7 protein-coding genes are annotated in these 20,018 nt (G+C 64.3%); all 7 read right to left on the bottom strand.

The genetic code is table 11. The features are described 5' to 3' along the window. Nucleotide 1: 1 nt before the first annotated feature. The 7 genes from M8Q45_RS09915 to M8Q45_RS09885 all read right to left on the bottom strand — a co-directional run bounded on the left by M8Q45_RS09915 (nt 2) and on the right by M8Q45_RS09885 (nt 19,844). Nucleotides 2–1,693, bottom strand: a complete 1,692-nt coding sequence (locus M8Q45_RS09915) for a putative porin (protein WP_249874564.1) — start codon at nt 1,691–1,693, stop codon at nt 2–4. 35 nt (nt 1,694–1,728) lie between these two features. Next, nucleotides 1,729–2,451 (bottom strand): energy transducer TonB family protein, encoded by a 723-nt coding sequence (locus M8Q45_RS09910; protein ID WP_502940262.1) that lies wholly within the window; start codon nt 2,449–2,451, stop codon nt 1,729–1,731. Between the two features lie 3 nt (nt 2,452–2,454). Continuing rightward, the gene (locus M8Q45_RS09905; RefSeq protein WP_181289694.1) at nt 2,455–2,880 is read right to left on the bottom strand and encodes an ExbD/TolR family protein; all 426 of its coding nucleotides are present in this window, start codon (nt 2,878–2,880) and stop codon (nt 2,455–2,457) included. Nucleotides 2,881–2,890: 10 nt separating this feature from the next. Next, complete coding sequence (locus tag M8Q45_RS09900; protein ID WP_249874563.1) at nt 2,891–4,717, bottom strand: DUF2341 domain-containing protein; 1,827 nt, start codon at nt 4,715–4,717, stop codon at nt 2,891–2,893. A 32-nt stretch (nt 4,718–4,749) separates the two neighbouring features. Then, entirely contained in the window at nt 4,750–6,333 is a 1,584-nt protein-coding gene (locus M8Q45_RS09895) for a ShlB/FhaC/HecB family hemolysin secretion/activation protein (RefSeq protein WP_502940555.1), read from the bottom strand. Between the two features lie 159 nt (nt 6,334–6,492). Next, nucleotides 6,493–7,083 (bottom strand): transposase, encoded by a 591-nt coding sequence (locus M8Q45_RS28405; RefSeq protein WP_502940261.1) that lies wholly within the window; start codon nt 7,081–7,083, stop codon nt 6,493–6,495. Between the two features lie 254 nt (nt 7,084–7,337). Beyond that, complete coding sequence (locus M8Q45_RS09885; protein WP_249874561.1) at nt 7,338–19,844, bottom strand: filamentous hemagglutinin family protein; 12,507 nt, start codon at nt 19,842–19,844, stop codon at nt 7,338–7,340. Nucleotides 19,845–20,018: the final 174 nt, after the last annotated feature.

Below are 20,018 nucleotides of genomic sequence, written 5' to 3'. Positions count from 1 at the left end.
GCTAGAAGCGCGTGTTGAGCTCAAGTTGCAGAACGTCGATATCGAACGGCGCGCCGTAGACTTCTTCGCTGCTCAACCAGCGCGCGGTCGCGAAGACGTTGTCTTCGATGCCGTAGTTGCCGCCGAGGAAATAGCCCTTGGCGTTGGTCCCGCCGAGGTGGAACGAGGAGTCGTTGAAGCCGTCCGGCAAGGCGTCCGGCTCGATGTATTTGTAGCCGGCGAACAGGTTCCAATCGCCGCGCTTCTTCAGGTCCAGGGAACTGCCCAGGGTGAACTGCAGCATCCAGGCGGTATCGCCGCTTTCGATGTCACCGTTTTCGTCCACGTTGTTGACCAGCGCACCAGCCGAGCGCTTGCGCATCTTGCCTTCGTCGTAGCCGAGGTTGACCAGGTAGTTGCCCTGGCTGCGCAACTTGAGATCGTCGAACAGCAAGGTGTCCCAGACCAGATTGAGGTCAAGCACGTTGAACTCCGAGGCCAGGCCCACGAATTGTGGTTGCGGCGACGTGGTCGGTGCGGACGGATCCGGTACCAGGTTGCGCAACTCCATCAGGGTGTTGCCCTTTTGCATGAACGCCGGGCGCGTTTCGTCGCTGTCACAAGCCGGTGCGCCGTCGTAGATGGCGCAGGGATTGGAGCGTCGCCCTTCGATGTCGTCAAATTGGTAGTAGGCCAGCGCGCCCTTGATGCTGTTGTCCGGCGCAAACGCCCAGCTCGCACCGAGTTGCGCGCCGTAGAGCCATTTGTTCTCGCTGTCTTCTTTGTTCAAACCATCGCTCGACGCGCTGTCGGAGCTGTATTCCACCGGGAACGCGCCCAAGGTGCCGAATACCGCCAGGTCGCGGTTCAACGGATGATTGAACGAGCCGGCAAGGCCGTCGAAGTTGAGGTCGTTGGAATACAGCAGATCGGTGGACATGAACGGGTTGGGCATGCGCCCACCGGTAAAGCTCCACTCCTTGGTCGGGCGATAGTTGAGGTAGCCCTGGTCAAGCCACAGGTCCTTTTTGTCGAAGCCGCCGCCCAGCGTCTGGGTGGTGGACACCGGACTGCTGTCCGAGCCCGTGCCCAGCCGGATGGCGGCGGTCCATTGAGGGGAAAGCGCGGCCCGCAAGCCCATCCGGGCACGCAAGCGCAGCATGTTCTCGCGGTCTTCGCGGGTGTTGAGCAGCGGTGGGTATTGCGTACCGCTTCTAGGGTTGACGTCATAGGGCCCGCTGTTATTGAGCTCGGCGAAATCGACAATCTCGTTGCTGTTGCTGTCCGAGTAATAACGCGACTCGTTGCGCAAGCGCACATCACCTTCAAACGTGATGCGCGACACCCAGTCGGGAAAGGTATTGGGCTGGGCCCAGTTTTCCTGTTTGGCCTGGGCGATCACCTCGGCCTTCACCTGGTCGCGAATCTGCTCCCGAACGATGGCCGGCACGTATTGCACCCGCACCTCACCCGGTGCGCCGGGGGCGGGCACTGGCGCAGTCGTCGCGGCGGCCTGCCGGGCTTGCACGGCCTCGGCTTCGGCCTGGTCGATCAGCGCTTGCGCCTGGTCCTGCTTGAGCACGCCTTGTTGCACCAGCAGGCGGATCAGGTTGACCGTGGCGTTCTGCGACGGCGTCTGCGCCAAGGCACTGCCCGTCAGGCTGGCGATCACCAGGCCGACACCCAGCGCCAATCGATTGATTTTGCAGATCATGAACACAACTCCTAATGGTCTCTTGGCGACCCGGCTCAGCCCGGTCGGCGTCCTTGTAGGCGGATACGCACCGGCACCTGCAACGAGGCGGGTGGACGTTCCAGATGGGGTGAAGCGCGCAAGGTCGCCAGGACCTTGGCGTCGAGTTCGGCATCGCCACTGCTGCGTCCCAGCTCCACGCGCGTCACGCGACCGGCCTGGTCCAGCCAGACGTCAGCCTCCAGGCGAAACGCCAGGTTGCGAAGCTCGGGCGACTCGCGCAGCAAGCGCTGGAAGCTGTAGGCCAGGAATTGGCTGTAGGTGCCGTTGCCGAGGCGCCCGCCGCCGGTGCCGGCCATGCCGCCGCCCTTGCCTGCGCCAATGTTGAAAGCGTCGGAACCCGCCTGGGCGTCACTGTCCATTTGCATCGGGTCGGCCAGGTCTTCGGCGGGCGAAGGCGGCGCCTCTTCCTCTGGCTTGACTTCCTCGGGCTCCGGCGTGGGCTCGGGCTCGACGATCTTTTCTTCCACCGGTTTTTCCGGCTCCGGCGGTTTTTCCGGTGGCGGAGGCGGAGGTGGCGGCAACGGAATGATCGCCGGAATCTTTGGCGCCTCGCGGCGAATACCGCTCATGTCATTGGCCCATGTCCACAGCAGCCAGGCCAGGCCCGCGCCCGCCAGCAGGCCAACGCTCCACAGCAGTACTCGACGCACCGTCTTGGTGACGTCGCGCTGTCGCTCCAGATGGCCGTTCTGCGGCTGTTCAGGAAAAGACGTCATGGCTCAGCCCTGGCTCGGTTTGCCGGTGACCAGGCCGACCTGGGACAGCTCCAGGCGGCGCAGCAGGTCCAGCACTTCAATGACTTTCTGGTACTGCACCGTCGAGTCCCCGCGCACGATCACCGGGAAATCCGGGCTCTGCGCCTTCTCGATGCGCAAGCGGTCCTCCAACTCGTTAAGGGTCACCGGGTAGGCATCGAGGAACACCTGGCCGCCATCATTGATGGAAATCGCCTTGGTCTTGGGCTGCGACAGCGAGATGGTCGAGCTGGCCTTCGGCAGGTTGATCTGGATGCCGGAGACCTGGGCGGTGGCGGTGAGGATGAACATCACCAGCACCACCATGAGCACATCCACCAGTGGCGTGATGTTGATGGTGTCGACGGCGGCGTCTTCGTCATCGTCCAGGGCGCTGTTGAGGTTGGCCATGGTCTTCCCCTCACACCGTCAACGACGGACTGGCGACGTGGTTGCCCCGTCGATGCGCCGTTTCGCTGGATTGGCTTTCACCGTGGACTTCGGCCAGGCGGGTAATGAACTCATCCACGAAGACCCGCATGTCGGCGCTGACTTCCTTGTTGCGCGTGGTCAGGCGGTTGTAGCCAAACAGGGCCGGGATCGCGACGAACAGCCCCATGGCCGTCGCCAGCAAGGCCGCCGCCATGCCCGGGGCGATGGCGTTGATGTTCACGTCACCGGCCATGGCGGTGCCGAGGAAGACCACCATGATCCCCAGCACCGTGCCGAGCAGGCCGATGTAGGGGCCACCGGCGATGGCATTGGACAGGGTCGACAGCTTGGCGCTGAGCTGCTGGTTTTCGCGTGTCCTTACGCCGTCCATGGAGCAACGGATGGCTTCGATGGTGGCGGCGGAAATCGACGACGTATCGGCGCCCTGGTCGCGGCGGGTGCGGATCTCGGCCACCGCCACCGTATACAGGCGCCACAGCGACGAGTCCGCCAGGCGCTGCGCCAGGTCGCGTTCATCGGCAAGCATTTCCAGCCGTGTCCCGACCTTGGCGAAGTGACTGCGGAACAATTCGTTGGCACGGCTGACACGGGCGACATTGCGACTCTTGCGCACCATGATCACCCACGACTGCAGCATCATCAGCACCAGGATGGCAATGATCACCCAGGCGTCCAGCGGCACCGCGTTAAGCAGGAAACCCAGGCTGCCGAAGCCGAAGCCAGACTGTTCTTCGTCCACGCCATAGACCACCAGGCGTGACTCGGCACCCTGTGCGGTGGCGTCGGCCAGGATCAGCTCGGGCGAGCGAGCGACGCGGGACACGCGCAGTTCATCAAGGACGCCGGTGAAGGCCTGATAGGTCGCGGTCGGCGCGCCGACAGCCACCGCTGCCGGTGCGTCGCCACCGATCGCGATTGCACTCTGCAAGGCTGGCAGCGGCTGCGCCAGGTTGGCCGCCATTCTGCCGTTGACGTACAAACGCAACCCACTGGCATCGGCTGTCAACGCCAGGTGTTGCCATTGCCCAAGGGCCACGGCCTGGTTCGCCACTGCGCGCTGGCCGTTCACCTCGACGAAAGGAACGCCCTGGGTCATGCCCACCAACAGCGAGTTGCCGGCGTCACGACGCGCCAGCAACAGTTGCTCCCCTGCCCCCTGCTCCATCCGCAACCAGGTGCTGAACGTCATCGCGCCACCCGCGTTGACGCCCAGGGACGCGTTGGCCGGCAGCAACAGCGATTGGCCGTTGAACTGCGCCGCGCGGCCGATCACCCCGTCAAGGATCCCTGCCGGTGCGTTCTGTGCGTGGTTGGCAAAGGCGCTGGCATCACGGGGTGGCGCGCCAACGGCACCATCGAAGTGATAGACCAGGCTGTAATCGGCATCGAACGCCAACTGGGGATTGCTGGTGGCCGGTGCTTTCGGGTTGCCGTAGTACATCCAGATGTCCGAGCGCTTGCCCCCCTCCACCATGGGCACGTCCACCCAGATCAAGGCCATGCCCATCAGCGGATCGAAGCTTTCAATCTGGTGGTTGAGCACGGTGTGGTCGTCGGCGGCGACAAAGCGAATGTCCGAGCCGTTTTCGTTGACACCGTCAAAGGTGAAATTGCCGGTGTGCAAACGCACCAGCAGCGCAGTACGCCCCACCGCCTCGTTGATCGCCGCGCCCTGGGGGGTGGTGTCGATACTGATCTGTTTGCGGTAATGCCAGTCGTCCTGCCACCAGGCGTTGGCCGTTGCCGGCAGCGCAAGGCCCAGGCAAGCGAGAAGAATGAAAATCAAGCGATGCATAACGGGTTGCTCCAAGGTCTGTTGCCTGCCGGTCAAAAAGTTGCCTGCACGTTGAAGTGCACGCGTGAGTCGTGTTTGCGGGTATTGGGGCCGTCCTTGAGCGGCAGGCCCCAGTCGAGGCTGCCGGACAACCACTCACGCAAGGTCGCGCGAGTGCCGAAGCCAACGCTCGCCAGGCTGTAGTCGGCTTCCTGGTCGGGTAACGCGTCTTGCAGAGCCATCTGCGCGCCCTCGGCAAAGACGTACCAACGCCAGCTGTCGACGTAACTGCCGAGGCCTTTGCCCAAGTGCTTGCTCAACGACGGCGTGCGCAGTTCCTGGGAAAACAGCACCCCGTCATCACCCGTGCGTTCCGCCGCCAGGTAACCCCGAACGCTGGTGGCGCCACCGGCGGAAAACTGCTCGTTGGAGACCAGCGGCCCGGAAGCCAGCTGGAAGCTCAACTTGCTCGCCGCTTGCCAGTCACCGGCAAACGTCTGGGTAAAGGTGCTGTCGCCCTTGAACACCGCGAAGCTGGGATTGGATTCATAGCGCTTGGCACGAAACTCATCGGCGTCGCTGCCATAACCGAAGAAGCTGCGAGTGCCGGCGACGATGCTCAGGCCCAGGCCGAACTGCGAGGTTTCGGTGTAGCGAAAGCCGTTGTAGGCCAGGGTGATGGGCGCGTACTTGATCGGCACTTCATCACTCGAACCGCCGAACTGCAGGACTTCATCGAAATCCTTGAAATCCACGCCCACCGACAACGAGTTGGCCCAGACGCCTTGCGGGGGCACGCTGTAGATCAGTGACACGCCGTAGGAATGGCCCTTGCCCAACACGTTGCTGCCACCGATGGTTGCGACGTTGCTGTCGGATTGATAGCCGGCGAACTGCACGTTCCAGCGCTCACTCAAGGGAGCGTTATAGGAACCCGACCAGACCTGCGCGTTGTCGCGGTCCTCGGGGGCGGTGAAATAGGTCAGCGAAGCCGAATGGCCGCGTTGCCAGAGATTGGTGTGGCCGAGCGTGACCACCGAACGCAGCTTTTCGGTGTCGGCGCTGTAGTCGTTGTTCAGGCCGACGCTCGCCTGCCAGGGATTTTTATCCTCGACTTGCAAGTCGACATCCATGGTTCCCGGGCGTTGTCCTTCGCGTACAACCGGTACCACCTGGCGTCCCGGGTTGCGGTTGGCAACCGCCAGCTGGGTTTGCACCGCCGTGAAATTGGCCACCTTGCCTTCCGTCAGCGCCGGTACTTCTTCGCGCACATTGACGGGAGAGTAGTGCTGGGTGCCAACCACGCGCACCCGGCCGATCCGGGTTTCGCTGACTTGCAGGTACACCACGCCGCCTTCGACCTGCTGCTCCGGCAGTTCGACGAACACCGACTGGTAACCCTTGGCCTGGTAGCGTTGTTGCAACGCGTCGCGGGCACCTTCGATATCGGTGAGGCTGCGTTGCGGCCCGAGGAACGCGTACACCGCTTCTTCGATGTCGCGCGCGTCGAGCACGGTATTGCCGCGCACGACGTATTCGTTCACATCTACCAGCCGCGCAGGCGTTCCGGCGTCAGCCTCGATCGGCGTGGCAGCCTCTTCGGCGAATGCCGGCGCTTCGAAGGCCAGAGCGAGCATCAGCACCGTGGGCAGGAAAGGCCACGGCCTGCGCTTGCTGTTGAAATCCCAATGATCCACACATCCCCCTCGATTCATTTGCGCCGCCCGTGCAGCGCCTGCTGCCAAGCCGCGCGCTGCCAGGCCCGCAGCGTTGGCAGCGTGTTGTCCTGTGACGGTTTATTTGTGTTTCGAATGCCTGGAGAGCCAGGTGTGCAACAAGGCGAAGTTCAACGAGAATTCCGGCATGTGCATCAAGTCGCCGCAGAACACTTCGCTGACGATGCGCTCGAGCAATTTCGCCGCGTGAGGGCTATCCAGCAGTTCGCCGATATCCCGCACGAAGACGGCGAACGTCCAGACCCGCTGGTTCAGCTCGAGGCCGACAAACCAGCGGAACAGCAAGTTGTAATTGAGCTGCTCGTACAGCTGCTTTTCGCTGGGCAGCGAGTACAACAGTTGCAGCAACAAGGCGAGCATCAACGCCGGCACCGGCACCTGAATCTGATGTTCCCGTGCCCATCGCTGCAGGGGTTCGGACGAGGCCTCCAGCAACTCTTCGATTTGTGGGCGCAACATGACCAGGGAATGGCCTGGCGGCACGTAGCTGGACAACTCCTTCAAGGCGCTCTGCCAGTCGTCCTGGGACACGATCCACACCCAGGGTGCGCCGTAGCGATAAACCGAAACCGGCTTCTTGCGTGCAGCCTCGACGATCTTCGACAGGCGCTGGTCCAGCTCCTGCATGCCCACTTTCGAGTAACTTTCCATAGACCCCATAGCCCCTGTCACACCTGGCATCCAGCGCGAAATAGCGCAAAAAAAGTTGTCCGGGCGTCCCTGCCAAAAGCTTCTTTTATGAACGGCAATCCAGTGCCGTTGCCCTTTCACACAACCTTGACCGAGGCCACCGGCCACTACCGAACTTTTGTCATCGAATCTTCATGAACGGCTACCGACAGCGGTCCTGCGCGCAAAAAAAAGGGCGACAGTTGCCTGTCGCCCTCGGGCCTTGATGACGATGCCTACAGCGTCAGGCTGCGGCGCTCCTCGGGGGTCAATTGATTGCGTGCCTGGTCGTCCAACCGTCCAGCCCCCAATACCCGCACGCTGTTGCTCGGTTCCTGGGCCGGCGCACGGCTGGCGCCTTCCTGGGACGGCGCCAGACGTTCGTTGCCGAAGCCCAGGACCTGCACGCTGAACACCGATGGCATGCGGTTGCGCGACGCGGCCTGTTGCTCGCGTGCGACGCCTTCCGCGGCATCGCTCGCCGACGCTGCGGCGGAGCTGGCGTTGGTCAGTGCGCCAGTGTTGACCACCGCGCTGACCGGCACGCCGTTGGACTTGCCTTGCACCTGGATGTTGGCGGCGTTCACTACATGCAACGCGGCAATGTTGATGTTGCCCGAGACCCGGATGCCCGCCTCTCCCGCGTCGATGGTGCCGAGCGGCGCGAGCAGGTCGATGTCCCCCGGTGCGACCTCGGCGATGGGGTTGAGGGTGGCAATGCCGGCGCCTGTGCTCGGCACCGACGGCGACAGCGTGACGTTGCCCCAGTCGTCGTAGACGCGCTTGGGCGGCGTGTACACCAGGGTGGTTTTCGAGCCGCGACCGGCGTTGATATCCCCGGTCGCCGACCAGGCGAGAATGTCGCCGCCGAAGGTGGTCATGATCCGGCTTTGTCCCAGCAACACGCTGCCGTTGCTGAACAACTGGATGTCACCGGCACCTTGGGTGATGACCCCGGCACTGGACGGCGGGGCCTCGCCTTCGATACCAAACACCTGCTGCCCGCCGGGTGTCAGCATCTGGATATCGCCGCCGAAGTTGGTGTGCACCCCGGCGCCGCCGAACATCGTGATGTCGCCCTGGTAAGCCAAGGCATTGCCGGCCACGTCGTGGGTGGGGAACAACGCGGCGATGGCGTTGCGACCGCGCAGGTAGCTGCCGGAACGCGGACTGCTGGCATCGTTGTACTCGCGGCCACCGGCACGCAGTTCAGCGAAGTACACCTGGCGGGCAAACACCCGTTGTTGTTCGGACGGCAACGCGGCGAAATAGGCCTGTGCCTGCTCGCTATCGCCGTCGAAGCCATACCGCAATGCCAGCCACGCCACCAGCTCGACCTCATAAGTCTTCGCCACCTTGCCCGGTTGTTGGGCCAGGCCGGCACCGGCGTCCGCCAGGTTGGCCGGGTCCAGGTATTGCCGCACGAAGCCCAGGTAATCCGGGCCCGCAGCGCCCACGCCGGCCTGCATCACAATGCTTGCGCCGGGGCGATTGTCACCGGCTTTCACCGGACCGAGGCTGGTCACGGCGGCCTGGTCTTCCATCAGGATGTTGCGCCCGGCGCTGATCTCCAGCGTACCGGGGCCGGCGACATTGAAGGTGCTGTAGAGAATGTCGCGGCCGGCGGAGACAATGGAGATGTCGGTGGGGTCATCGTGGACGAACAGGTTGCCGGTGCCTCTCGCATCGCCAGGAAGCTGGGGCACGCTATTGCTGGTGAGCTGTCCGCTGTTGACGATGTCGCGACCCGCCATGATCCAGGCCGGCCGAGCGGCTTCGTACCAGATATCACCCTCATAGGGTTGAACGGAAAAGGACAGGATCTCCCCCGTGCGCAGCCCCACGATATCGCCATTCACTGCGTAGAAGCGTGTCGGCTGGTCGGCGCCACGATAGCTGCCTTCGGTGCCGGAGCCGCCGAAAGCGAACAGCGATCCCGTGCCATTCGTGCCGGTGTGCAGACCGAGACTGTCCATGTAGCTGAAGCCCGGATGCGCCACCGTCGCCAGGTTCGCCTGAGGGGCATTGGTCGGAGAGATGGCGTAGCCTCCCGCGTAGATCGAATCGGCGGCCAGGAACTCCAACTGAGCCTGCGCACCCGGGGCCAGTACCAGCGAATACGGTACGATCGGCAACACCGAACCTCCCGTCCAGGTCCCGGACGGCCCGTAGTAAAGGCTTCCGTTGGCGGCAGTGGCTCGCAGGATGGACGGGTAGACGAAACGACCGTCGGTGGGTGCCGAGTCGCCGGACGCGGGAGCGGAACTGCCTATCGCAACCTCGCCGACTTGGGTGGACGGCGTCAGGTTGCCACCCGCCGCCAGCAGATCGATGGCGGTGTGATCGGTCCACAGGCTGAACCACGAGGATCCCGCTCCCTTTCCAGCGCCCCCCAGGTTCACGAGCTGCGAGCCTTGCGAGAGCAGGCGCCCGGCATCGGCGGCGCCACCCAGTACCAGGTCACCGCGGGCGTCCAGGGTTACGGTGGCGTCCCCCGGCACCACGATCATGCCTCCGGTGGCACTGGCCGTGGTGGATTGGAATGGATCGTAGGCTCGGGTTTCCCGCGTGTCCTGCCACAGCGCATGGGGACCACTGACCAATTCGATACCGCCAAAAGAACCGGCATGGGCCCTGACCGTACCGCGCAGGTTGATCAGGCTGCCGTTCAATGCGTGACGCTGGATGAGCGGCCCGGCGGCGCCCTCCAATGCTCGTGCATTCAACGATGGGTTGAGCCCCCCACCGACGCGCAGGCTCAGGTCACCGCCGCCGGTCATCTGCAATTTTCCATCGACCATGCGCCCGGTCGACCCCACCGCCAGCACCAAGCCCTGGCTGCGCGTAGCGAACTGCTCGCTGGTGTCACCACGGGGCATCAGCATGCCGGCATCGCCCGCCACGTCCACGGCCAGGTTGCCGCCGCCCAAGGTACCCAGGCCCGTGAAGCCGACCAGCGCCATGTTCTGGTCCTCCGCCACGAAGGTGCCGAAGTTGATCCACCAGGCCGTAGGGGTGGTGCCGTCGACGCCACCGCCCTGGCGCCACAGCCAGTTGCCGACGCTGGAACTCGCATTCTGTCCGGTCCGGCTGATGACGTCGCCGGTCAGGTCTGCACCGACGGTCAACGAAAGATTGCCGCCCTGGTCGGGATACCAGGCGCGATAGAGGCTGCCTGGGCCTCCGTCCACCAAGGATTCATAATCACCGGCCCCCCACGGCAGCACCCGGTCCGTCAGTTGGTCGGTCTTGGAATCTTTCCAGACCCCTCGTGCCGGGTTGTAGGCTGCCGATTGCGCCTGGGTCAGGGTCGAAGTACCCGCCGTGTAGATGCCGAACAGCGATTGCAGGTTCAGGTCGCCAGCGCTGATCAGGTCCAGGTCGCCGGTACCGGTGCGCAGCACGCTGAAGCTGCTGGCCTCGGGTTTGTAGGCGTATTGGTACTCCGCCTCGGACAACTTCGCCAGGCAGGCATCGGAGGACGCGCAAAGCATGTCCACGGTCTGACCCAACTCAGCCGCCAGTTCGCTCGCCGAACGTCCTTCATAAGCCGGATTGCCCAGGGCGCCGGCACCGTTAGCGGTGATGAACAGCGGACTGTTCGTGCACCACGTTGGTCCCAACGAACAGAAGTCTTCCACGCTCATGCCAAGCTGCGCCGCCATCGCTGCCGCTGAAATACCTACAGCTTCGAGATTTCCGTTGAACTCCATCGAGAAATCCACCGTCGTCACTAGTGGATCGCTCGCGGTACCCGGCACGGGCGCGCCTCCCCCAGCTTGGACACGTGTGCCCACCATCGCGTAATGGGTGTCCGCCACCGTCAGCTTGCCATTTTGCGCATAGGGGTCCGCCAGACGTGGGTCGGCCGCCTGCAGGTCGGCGCCCGCCACGGCACGCACCGACCACGACTGTGAGCCTTCGGCAAGCATCGGCGCAATCGCCCAGTTACGGCCCTTGCCGTCCCCGCCACGCAAGTTGATTTTCTCCACGCCGTCGGCGAGCTTCACGTCGGTGCCCGCCGGAATCAGCGCGCCCAATGCGAGCTGCAGCGGGCCCGCTTGCACCATGACATTCGGGTTGGCCATATCGACCATGTTCAACGGACGGCTGGGCAACGCCACGCCCTTGGGCCACACCAGCCCGGTCAATGCCATGTCACCCGCCAGCACCGAGCCGGCATCGAGGATCATCCCTGGGGCCAGGGTGAGATCGGCACTCAGCCGGGTGCCGGCGGCATGGGCCAACGTGCCATCGGCGTTGCGGATATTCGCCGCCAGTACCGTGCCGGCCGGCAGGTTTACGGCTTCGGCCACTTCGCCAGGCACCGGCAAGCGAGTACCCGCAGCCAGGGTGACCGTCTGCAAAGGCAAGTCGTAGTTGAGGGTCACGCCGGACAGGAACGTGGTGCCTTCCTGCAATTCAATACCCGCTCGCGGCACGATTACGTCGCCGTTGAACAGCTGCTTGCCCGGCGTCAGCACCCAGCCATCGTCGTCCGGCGTTGCCGGCGGCGGTGCGAAACCGTCATTGATGCTGCCATACACGCTCAGGTCGCCCCCGGCGCGCAGTACCAGGCTGCCGACTTCGCCGGAACCGTATACGGACGTTTGGGGTGTCAGCGGATTTAGGCTGGCGTAGCGATAGCCGGACAGGTCCAGGTCGCCCTGCACCACCAGGTCACCGTCGGCAGTGGCACTGACAATTTCGACGCCGGGGCGCAGGTGGAACGCGTTGCGGTACGTCGCATTGTTGAGGCCGGCCAGCTTGCCGTAGCGCAAGGCATTGTTGTTCAAGGCATTGTCAATGAAGTCCCGGTTGTCGTCATGGATACCGTTGAGGTAGTCCTGATCGATGAATTGATACGGCCGACCACTGGCCGCCGGATCGCTGCCGTAGTGGGCATTGTCGTAACGCTGCACACCATTGAGCGCTATCAGCTTGGCGCCCTGGATATTCAGGTTGCCGCTGGCGTCGATGGCGATATCGCCGGCAGTCGCCCCGCCCAGTCGAGGCGCGTTCAGTTCCAGGGTGCCACGGGCCTTGCCGTCGTGGCCGGTCTTGGCGGCGGTACCGTGGCGCAAATCGATCCGAGCGCCGTCGGCCAAGGTCAGCAGGCCATCACCGGAACTGAGCTCAACCATGGCGCGGTTCGGCGAATCGATGATCTGGCCGTAGCTGTCGACCCGCAGCACGCTGCCATGGGCGTCGAGCACGGCGTTGCCGCCGAGGGTCAAGCCTTGCTTGCCGGCCAGGCGGATGGAACCCACCCGCTCGCCGCTGGCGTCCACGGTGCCATTGACCGTGAGCTTGCCGCCGTCCACCGACACGCTGACCACGCCGGCCTTCAGGCCATCACCGATCACCAGGTCGCTCTGCTTGAGCTGGAAGCTGCGCCCGCCGAATACCAGGCCCTGGTTCAACCGTTGATTGAGGGCGGCGAAATCCTCGCTCAGGCTTGCGTCACCCAGGCGTTGGGCGCGGATGTCCACGCTGCCGGCCTTGTAGGGCACAGCAGTGCCACCCGCATCGTAGTAGCCGCTGCTGCTGCCGAGAACAGTGCCCGCCAGGTCGACCTTGCCGGCAGCCGCCGCCAACGCGGTGGCCTTGAGCGTGCCGGCCTGGTTGTTCACGGCGGAGAGGTCGATCACCGAGCCGACAGCCTGGCGGATATTGCCGTTGCGGCTTTCGAGAATCAGGTCACCGCCCCAACTGTACTTGCTCACATCATTGAACGTGATCTTGCGCCCGGCCAGGTCGAGGCGCGCGGCGGCGCTCAAGGTCAACTCGTCCTCTGCGCTCAGGGTCAGCTTGCCGCTGGGCAAGACCACGTTGCCGTCGACCCGCACGTTCTTGCCGTTCAACGCCAGCTCGGCGCCGAGGCTATCGGCGCTGACCACGGGCACGCGGCTGCCCGCCGGAGCGCTGACGCGGATATTGCCGCCCGCGGTGATCCGGTTGACCGAACCGGCTTCGCCAGTCAGCAACGGCGTCAGGATATTCAAGTTGCCACCGCTGTACTGGAAACCTTTGCCGGTGATGTATTCGCCCTGGCTCTGGTACACCGAAAAGCCGCCCTTATGGTTGGCGGTGATGCGCTCGCTGGCATTGAGATTGACGTTGGCGAATCCCAGGGCCAGACGGTCATAGGCCTTGGCCACCTTGGGCTCGGTGGTCGGGGCGTAACCGAAACCGATGCGTTCGGCGTCGATTTGCAGGTTGCCCGCGCCCGTGCCGGCGCTGCCGTTCACGATACTCCCGGCCTCGTTCTGCGCGCCGTTCCAGATCAGGTCGCGGGTGCGGATGCGCGCGGTTTCACCCGCTTCGCCCTTGCCGTAGATCGCGGGCGTGGTCAGCACCAACTCCTTGAGCCTTGATTTGCCGGTCACCGCGTCAAAGGTATCGAGGCTGGCGTTGCCATAGAAATTCAGTGAGTCGCGAGCCCCCAGCACCAGGGTTTCGAGCGCCGGCGCGCCGACACTGGTGTCGCCGAGCAACAGACGGTCGAGCACCTGTTGGTTAAGTGTCAGGCCACTGGGCAACAGGTTGCGTGACGCCAGGTCCGCCAGCGTATCGGCGTTGCCAACGTTGATCCCGCCGACCGCCAGCGTCAGGTTGCGGGTGCCGAAACGCACGGCATCGGTCAACTCGAAGCGATTGTCCGTGGCCGAAGCGATGGTGCCTTCGGAATACAAACGGGTTGTACCGCTGCAAACACCATCGCATACACCGATGCGGATACTCCCAGGTGCGCTGTCCGGCTCTTGCGGGTTGGGCGCCGAAGGCGCCAGCATGTTCACGTAGCCATTGGAGACGGCGAGCACGCTGTTGCGGCCGGGGTTGTAGAGATAGCCATCACGCGAGTCACGGGCCACGGCGCCCATGCCCAGGGTATTGATCGAAGCCCCTTGCTCCACGGTGATCCCGCCATTCGGACCGGATGTCACCAGGAACACCTCCGGCGCCCGCAAGGTCGCACCGCTGCGCAAGGTGATGCTTTGGGTCCTGGAGACGGAGCCGTTACCGTCACCAAACTCAAGGAAGTTACCGCCCTGGCCATAGCGGGCAAGGGCATAGCCACCGATGTACAGGCTGCTGGCGCCGATGGCATTGACCGCATCGTCGGTCAGGGTCACGCCGTCCAATCCAGCATTGGCTGCCTGCCCGGCCTTGATGATTTCCAGGTTTCCGGCCTTGACCAACGTCAGCGTGGTGGTGCTGCCGCGACCCTCCTCAGCGGCTTTGCTGAGCAGTTTTCCAGCAAAACTGAAGCTCGGCTGCCCACTCTGGTTGCTGTCGAAGATAACGTTGAACGCCTTCGCGTCCCGGGGCAGCAACACCGCGGGTACCCCCAGGCGCGCCGCATCAGCCAGGGCAAACTGACTGAAACTGGTCTCGTTGTATTGCGAGTATCGGCGCAGCGTATCGGCCGCCGTGACGATCACCTGGCTCGCCAGGCTGTCGCGTACACCCGTGCCGGCGATGCCCAGGATGCCTGCGGTTGCCCAGGAACCGTTGCGCATCGCCTGGGTCGGCACGATCCCGCCCTGCCCGGCCAGGCCGTTGACCTCGACGCGGAATGCACCGGGCAGCAGCGCGTATGTCGAGGGCAGCAATGTGTAGGTGCCGGCCGGCAAGCCGGGCACACCGGCGCCGAGGGTAATCTGCTGGCCCACCATGGGCGCGACGGCACCGGCTTCGCCGCCCGAGGGCGCATAACTGGTCTGCACGCCAGGAACGATGGCATAGACCGGATTACTGCCCAGTGCCGGCAACAGGAAGCCGTCAGGACCAAACTGCACCAACGGGTTGAAGCGCGCATCGGTGGAACCACCACGCCCCGAGATAAAACCGGCCCCCGTCAGGTTACCGCCACCGGAGACATCCACCACGGCGCCCGCTGCGACGTCGATGGTCTCGCCCACCAGATCGACCTTGCCGGGCACGCCATTCACAGCCGGTAGCAACAGACTCTTGTCGAGCGCCACGCCATCGAACACGTACGACTTGCCATCCGCTGTTCCGCCATACGGCATGACCAGCCCCGCGCCGCTGACGGAGGTCAGGCTGCCGGCTAGCAGGTTCACGTCACTGCCGGGTCGCGACGCCGTTTCCAGGGCCGTCTGGCCGATGATCAGGTTGCCCAACGGCGCCCGCAGAATGCCACCTTGATTGATGACATCCGCTTCAAGTCGCAACTCGCCAAACGCGGAATAGGGCACCGAGGGAATCGCCGCGCCATTTCGACCTATGTCGATTCGCTTGGCGGTCAGCGTCCCTTGCCCGCCGGTGCCGGGATAAATCTGCGCAGCGGTGAGCCCCAGGACACCCGGGGTACGGACCAGCATTTTATGATCGGCCTGGCTGCTGGCCATCCGAATGTCACCCTGGCTGTTGAGCTGCAGGTCGGCAAAGCCGCGGCGGTCAACCTGTCGGACGTCACCCTGGGACATCGTCAGCGTTCCGCTGCCGCCGATCCTCACCGCGTCGCGAACCTCGAGAAGCCCGGTCGCGGTCAATGACAACTTCCCTGCCGCAGGTCGCGCCGAAGGTGTCAGCCCTATGCCGGTGCTGCTGTTGTCAGCGCCAGCAGCGGTTTTATCCACGGCACCGGCCAGGCGCACAAAGCTACCGCGCAGGTTGACCACCGAGTCCGCGGCCGCCGTCTCTGCCATGCCGTAGGCACCTGCGTAGAGCTGAAGCGCATTGGCCATGGTCAGGCTGACTTTGCCGTCGAAGGTCAACAGGCCCGTACTCAGGAGGGACAAGCTATCAAAGCCGCCGCGCTCCACCTGATCCACCGAGAGCCTCGCATAGCCGTGCTCCAGCAAGGCGGCGCCCTGCTCTGGAGCGCTCCCGGCGGCCAGGCCCGTCGGGGTATGGTGTTGCTCGATAATCAATTCGCGAGTCTTGCGCTGGTCATCCGGCAAATCCGAACTGTTCAAGTAAGCAGTAGCCCCCAGCCCTACCGACAGGCTGCCGCCCGCCGCGCCGGCGCCACCTGCGGCAGCCTTGATCTGACCGTCCAGGTAGAGGCCGCTGGTCGAGCCCAGGCTGATGCTGCCGCCGTGGCTGGCAACCCTTCGGCTTTGCCCACCGTCATCAAGGACGGCACTGGCCCCCGAAGCGTCGAGCAACGCGCCTTCGCGCACCACGATGAACTTGCCGACACCGCCGCCGTCGCCGGTCGCATGGTCGATTTCACCACCGATGACGATGCTCCCACCGTTGCGCACGAAGCCGTATTGGGTCCCCCTGGCCCCCGTCGCGGTGGCGGCACGCGCCGCTACGTCAAGTACCGCGTGCTCACCGATCCAGATCGACTTGAAGTTATCGCTCGGCGGAATGACCGCCGCTTGCGGCCCAGGCGCGGAACCGACCGTGATCGAGCCGCCCCAGGCATTCAAGGTGCCGTCCACGGTGATCTGGCCGATACCTCTCAGGCGGATCGCTTGTCCGGGGTCGACATTCAATACCGCCGACTTGCCCACCAGCAGGTCAGCCTTGGCGACATTCGCCGCGCCGGTTTGCTGGCTGCCGGCTTGCAAGGACAGGCTGGCACCCTGGCGTTGGGTCAGCACGCCCTTGCTGGCGTCTTCGAGGTACAGCGGCGGCGTCCAGGTTTCCAGCGCGCTGCCCGGGGCACCACCGGTGGCGACCCCAGGCGCGCCAGCGCCTTGGCGATAAACCGGCAGGGTGACATCGACCCGAGTGCCCTCGGCGACCACCAGGCCGTCGTTGCCGATGATGTCGTAGGCGGAAAAGCCTTTCTTGAAGAAGCCGCCATCGAGCAGCAAGGTACCCGCTGCCGCGGAGGTCGCGGTGTCGCTGATCAGGACTTTACCGGCCTGCAATTGCAAGGTGCCGCCGCCCTTCACACCCTGGCCGCGCAATTCGCCGCCCAGGCTCAATTCGCCCGTGAGAGTGCTCAAGGTGACATCGCCGCCCTTGCCGCCCTGGAACTTGCCTGAGTTGAGCAGTGCCGCTCCGGAAGAAACGTCCAGCACGCTGCCGGCGCCCAGCACAATTGCGCCGCCGGTTTTCAGGGCGATGCTCCCGCCGTTCTGGTAAGGCAAGGCGCTGATATCGCCAGGGTCCAGTTGCAGGTTACTCCAGAGTCCGCTGGCATCCAGGCGTACCCCGTCAGCCACCGTGACCGAGGACGCGCCGGCCACCGGCATTGAGCCGTCGACCTGGACGAAATCCCGGCCTACCTGAATGGCGCCACCGTGGGCGGTGAGGTTCGCATTCACGGCCACTTTCGGCCCAAACAGGCTGATGGAACCGGCCGGGGCGACCTGCAACGCACCGTTGACAGTGATGCCTTCGCCGGCAGCGACTTTGACGGCACCCAGCTTGAAGCCGCTGAGTTGATGACTGTCCAAGTACAAGGTGCCCTGGCGATCGGCCGGCAAATCGCCGTCCAGACCGATGCCATTGGCGACGCCCGCGGCACCTTCGCCAATCGTCACGTTTTTCAGGGTATTGGCCGTGGCGCCAAGGGCATATTCGAGGGTGCCGCTTTCCTTCACGTAGAACGGCACGTACGAGCCGACCACCAACTGCCCGCCACGGGCCACGGCTTTCTGCGACTGTTGGTAGCCATCCAGGCCGGCCTGGGCGGCGCGGGTCTGGCGGTCACCCTGGAAGGTATCGCTGGCGAGCGTGCCTTCGAGCACCGCGTTTTTAGTCCCGATCACCAGGGTGCCGGCATCGCGGCCGACCGTGTAGCCGGCCTCCTGGCGCGAACGTGGTGCAATCAAGGGATTGTAGTAATACTTCGTTTGCCCCCAGCGCTGGGTGTGATCTTCGTATCCCTTGTAGATCCCGGTGTAGAGCATGTCCCCGGGCGCGCTGTTGAGTTCATACAAGCGGCCATCGGCGCCCTTGAGCCAGGTCTGCTTGACGGTGCCGCTCTGCACATCCAGCGTGCCGCCGGACAGATTGATCTGCGAGCCGGCCTGGGTCACCACGTCGTTACCGGTAAAACTCACGGTACCGCCCTGGGCCATCCATTCGCCAGCGCTGTGGCCCTGGGTACCGAGATAGCCGCTGACCTCCAGCAGGCCACCGGCGGTGTACCAGCGATCAGTGGCGTAGCCGTTGGTGCCGGCGGGTACGAATACCAGCTCACGCGCATCCACCCACACATCGTTGTTGTTCAACGCACCTTCATCCCGGTTGCCGGCGGCGTCGCGCTGCTCGTTGCCCTGGATGTTGACCTTGATGCTGTTGGCTTCCATCGCCACCTTGACGCCGGTGGCGCCGGAGACGTCGATCACCGCACCGTCGCGCACCAGGCTGCGGGTGCCGGCGTTCACCGCCACCTGACCGCCCGTGGCGAGGGTGATCGATCCCTTCTGGAAATCGACGCTGCCAGCGCTGTCGATCTGCACCAGGGACAGGTCACGGCGATAGGTGTCCGCTGGAATGACTTTGCCGTCCTGGCTGACGATCGGCTTCAAGGCACTGTCCCGTTGGCTGTCCAGGGCCGTCGCGCTGGCATCCACCAGAATCGCCGTGGTACTGCCCTCGCCCAGGGTCACGTTGGCATCGCTGCCTCGCGCCGTGAGGTGCAGCGTGCCACGGGTGTCCGCCGAAGTGCTGGCCACGGCCACACCGTCCTGCCGCACCTGGTTGCCGGTCAGCGTCACGTCACCGCTGGTCGCCATCAACAGCCCGGTGTTGCTGACGGTCCCGGCGCCGCTGGTGCCATCCTGATGAGCGATGACTTCATTGCCACGCGTGGTCGACGTCGAGTTGCCGTCGCTGGCGAAGCCCTTCTTGATGGTGAAGCTGTCACCGGCCGCCAGCACGGTTTGTCCACGCGGGGTACTGAGGGTGCCGGCGTTGTCGACGTTTTTGCCCAGCAACAAGACATAGCCACCGCCGGCGGTCGATTTGCTCGGGGCGGTCGTGGAAATCTGCGCGCCCTTCTCCACCCGGATCGCGCCCTGTGCATTGGTAAAGCTCGCCGCGTTGGCGTTGTAGAGGCCACCGGTCTTGAACTGTTCGTCGCTGAAATCCGTAGCGGCCGCCACCAGGTTACGCACGTTGACCTGGCTGCTGCCGCTGAACACCACGCCGTTGCTGTTGAGGATCATCACCGTGCCGTCGGCCTTGATCTGGCCCTGGATCTGGCTCGGCGCGGTGCTGTTGTTGACCTTGTTCAGCGCGGCCCAACTGGCGTCCTGTTGAAACGACAGGGTGGTGTCACGACCGATGTTGAACGTGTCCCAGTTGAGAATGGCCTTGTCGGCGGTCTGCTTGATCGTCACCACGACCTTGCCGTTGGCATCTGTCTGCACCGGACCGTTGGCGTTGAGAAACAACGGCTTGCCATCCGGCCCGATGACCGCGTTCAAGCCATTGCCGCCCAAACCGTTATGAATGGTTTGCGGCACGCCAAAACTGGCCGCTCGCCCCGCCGCCTGCGCAGCCTGGCTGGCGGCGATCGCGGCCACCGTGCTGTTCATGTTCGCCAGCGAGCGGCCCAACTGCTTCTGTACCCGCTGTTGCTGCGCCAGCGGCGGAGGCGTTCCAGGGCGCGGCGCGCTGGGGCTGGCCGGGCCTGCGGCAGGTGCCGCGCCCTTGGCCGCGAACCAGGCCGAACTGAAACTGGTCGCTGCGTAGGCGGGGTTGGCCAGCAGCAGCAAGGCGATGGCCTGGGCCAAAGGCTTGAGGCATGGCACAGCGGTGGAATCAGCATTACGGCGAGTGGCTTTCTGGGGGCGGCAACGCATCACTACGGATCCTTTTTACGCAGGGCGAATTCGATAGCGCCCTCTGGACGAGGCGCGCAAATGACTAATCCCAAGGCAGGTTGAAGCCGTCGCGACCGAACTTTTGTCACGCAATGTTCATCTGCCGGGCGGTTGCCTGAAATGAAAAACCGGCAACAGCGCGAAGCTGGTGCC

The organism is Pseudomonas sp. T1.Ur, assembly GCF_023516725.1.
In the GTDB taxonomy this organism is placed as follows: domain Bacteria; phylum Pseudomonadota; class Gammaproteobacteria; order Pseudomonadales; family Pseudomonadaceae; genus Aquipseudomonas; species Aquipseudomonas alvandae.
This window is presented reverse-complemented; position numbering and strand designations above follow the sequence as displayed.

Coding starts and splice junctions, on each gene's coding strand:
- M8Q45_RS09915 (WP_249874564.1), bottom strand. CDS start 1,693: ATGATCTGCAAAATCAATCGATTGGCGCTGGGTGTCGGCCTGGTGATC.
- M8Q45_RS09910 (WP_502940262.1), bottom strand. CDS start 2,451: ATGACGTCTTTTCCTGAACAGCCGCAGAACGGCCATCTGGAGCGACAG.
- M8Q45_RS09905 (WP_181289694.1), bottom strand. CDS start 2,880: ATGGCCAACCTCAACAGCGCCCTGGACGATGACGAAGACGCCGCCGTC.
- M8Q45_RS09900 (WP_249874563.1), bottom strand. CDS start 4,717: ATGCATCGCTTGATTTTCATTCTTCTCGCTTGCCTGGGCCTTGCGCTG.
- M8Q45_RS09895 (WP_502940555.1), bottom strand. CDS start 6,333: ATGCTCGCTCTGGCCTTCGAAGCGCCGGCATTCGCCGAAGAGGCTGCC.
- M8Q45_RS28405 (WP_502940261.1), bottom strand. CDS start 7,083: ATGGAAAGTTACTCGAAAGTGGGCATGCAGGAGCTGGACCAGCGCCTG.
- M8Q45_RS09885 (WP_249874561.1), bottom strand. CDS start 19,844: ATGCGTTGCCGCCCCCAGAAAGCCACTCGCCGTAATGCTGATTCCACC.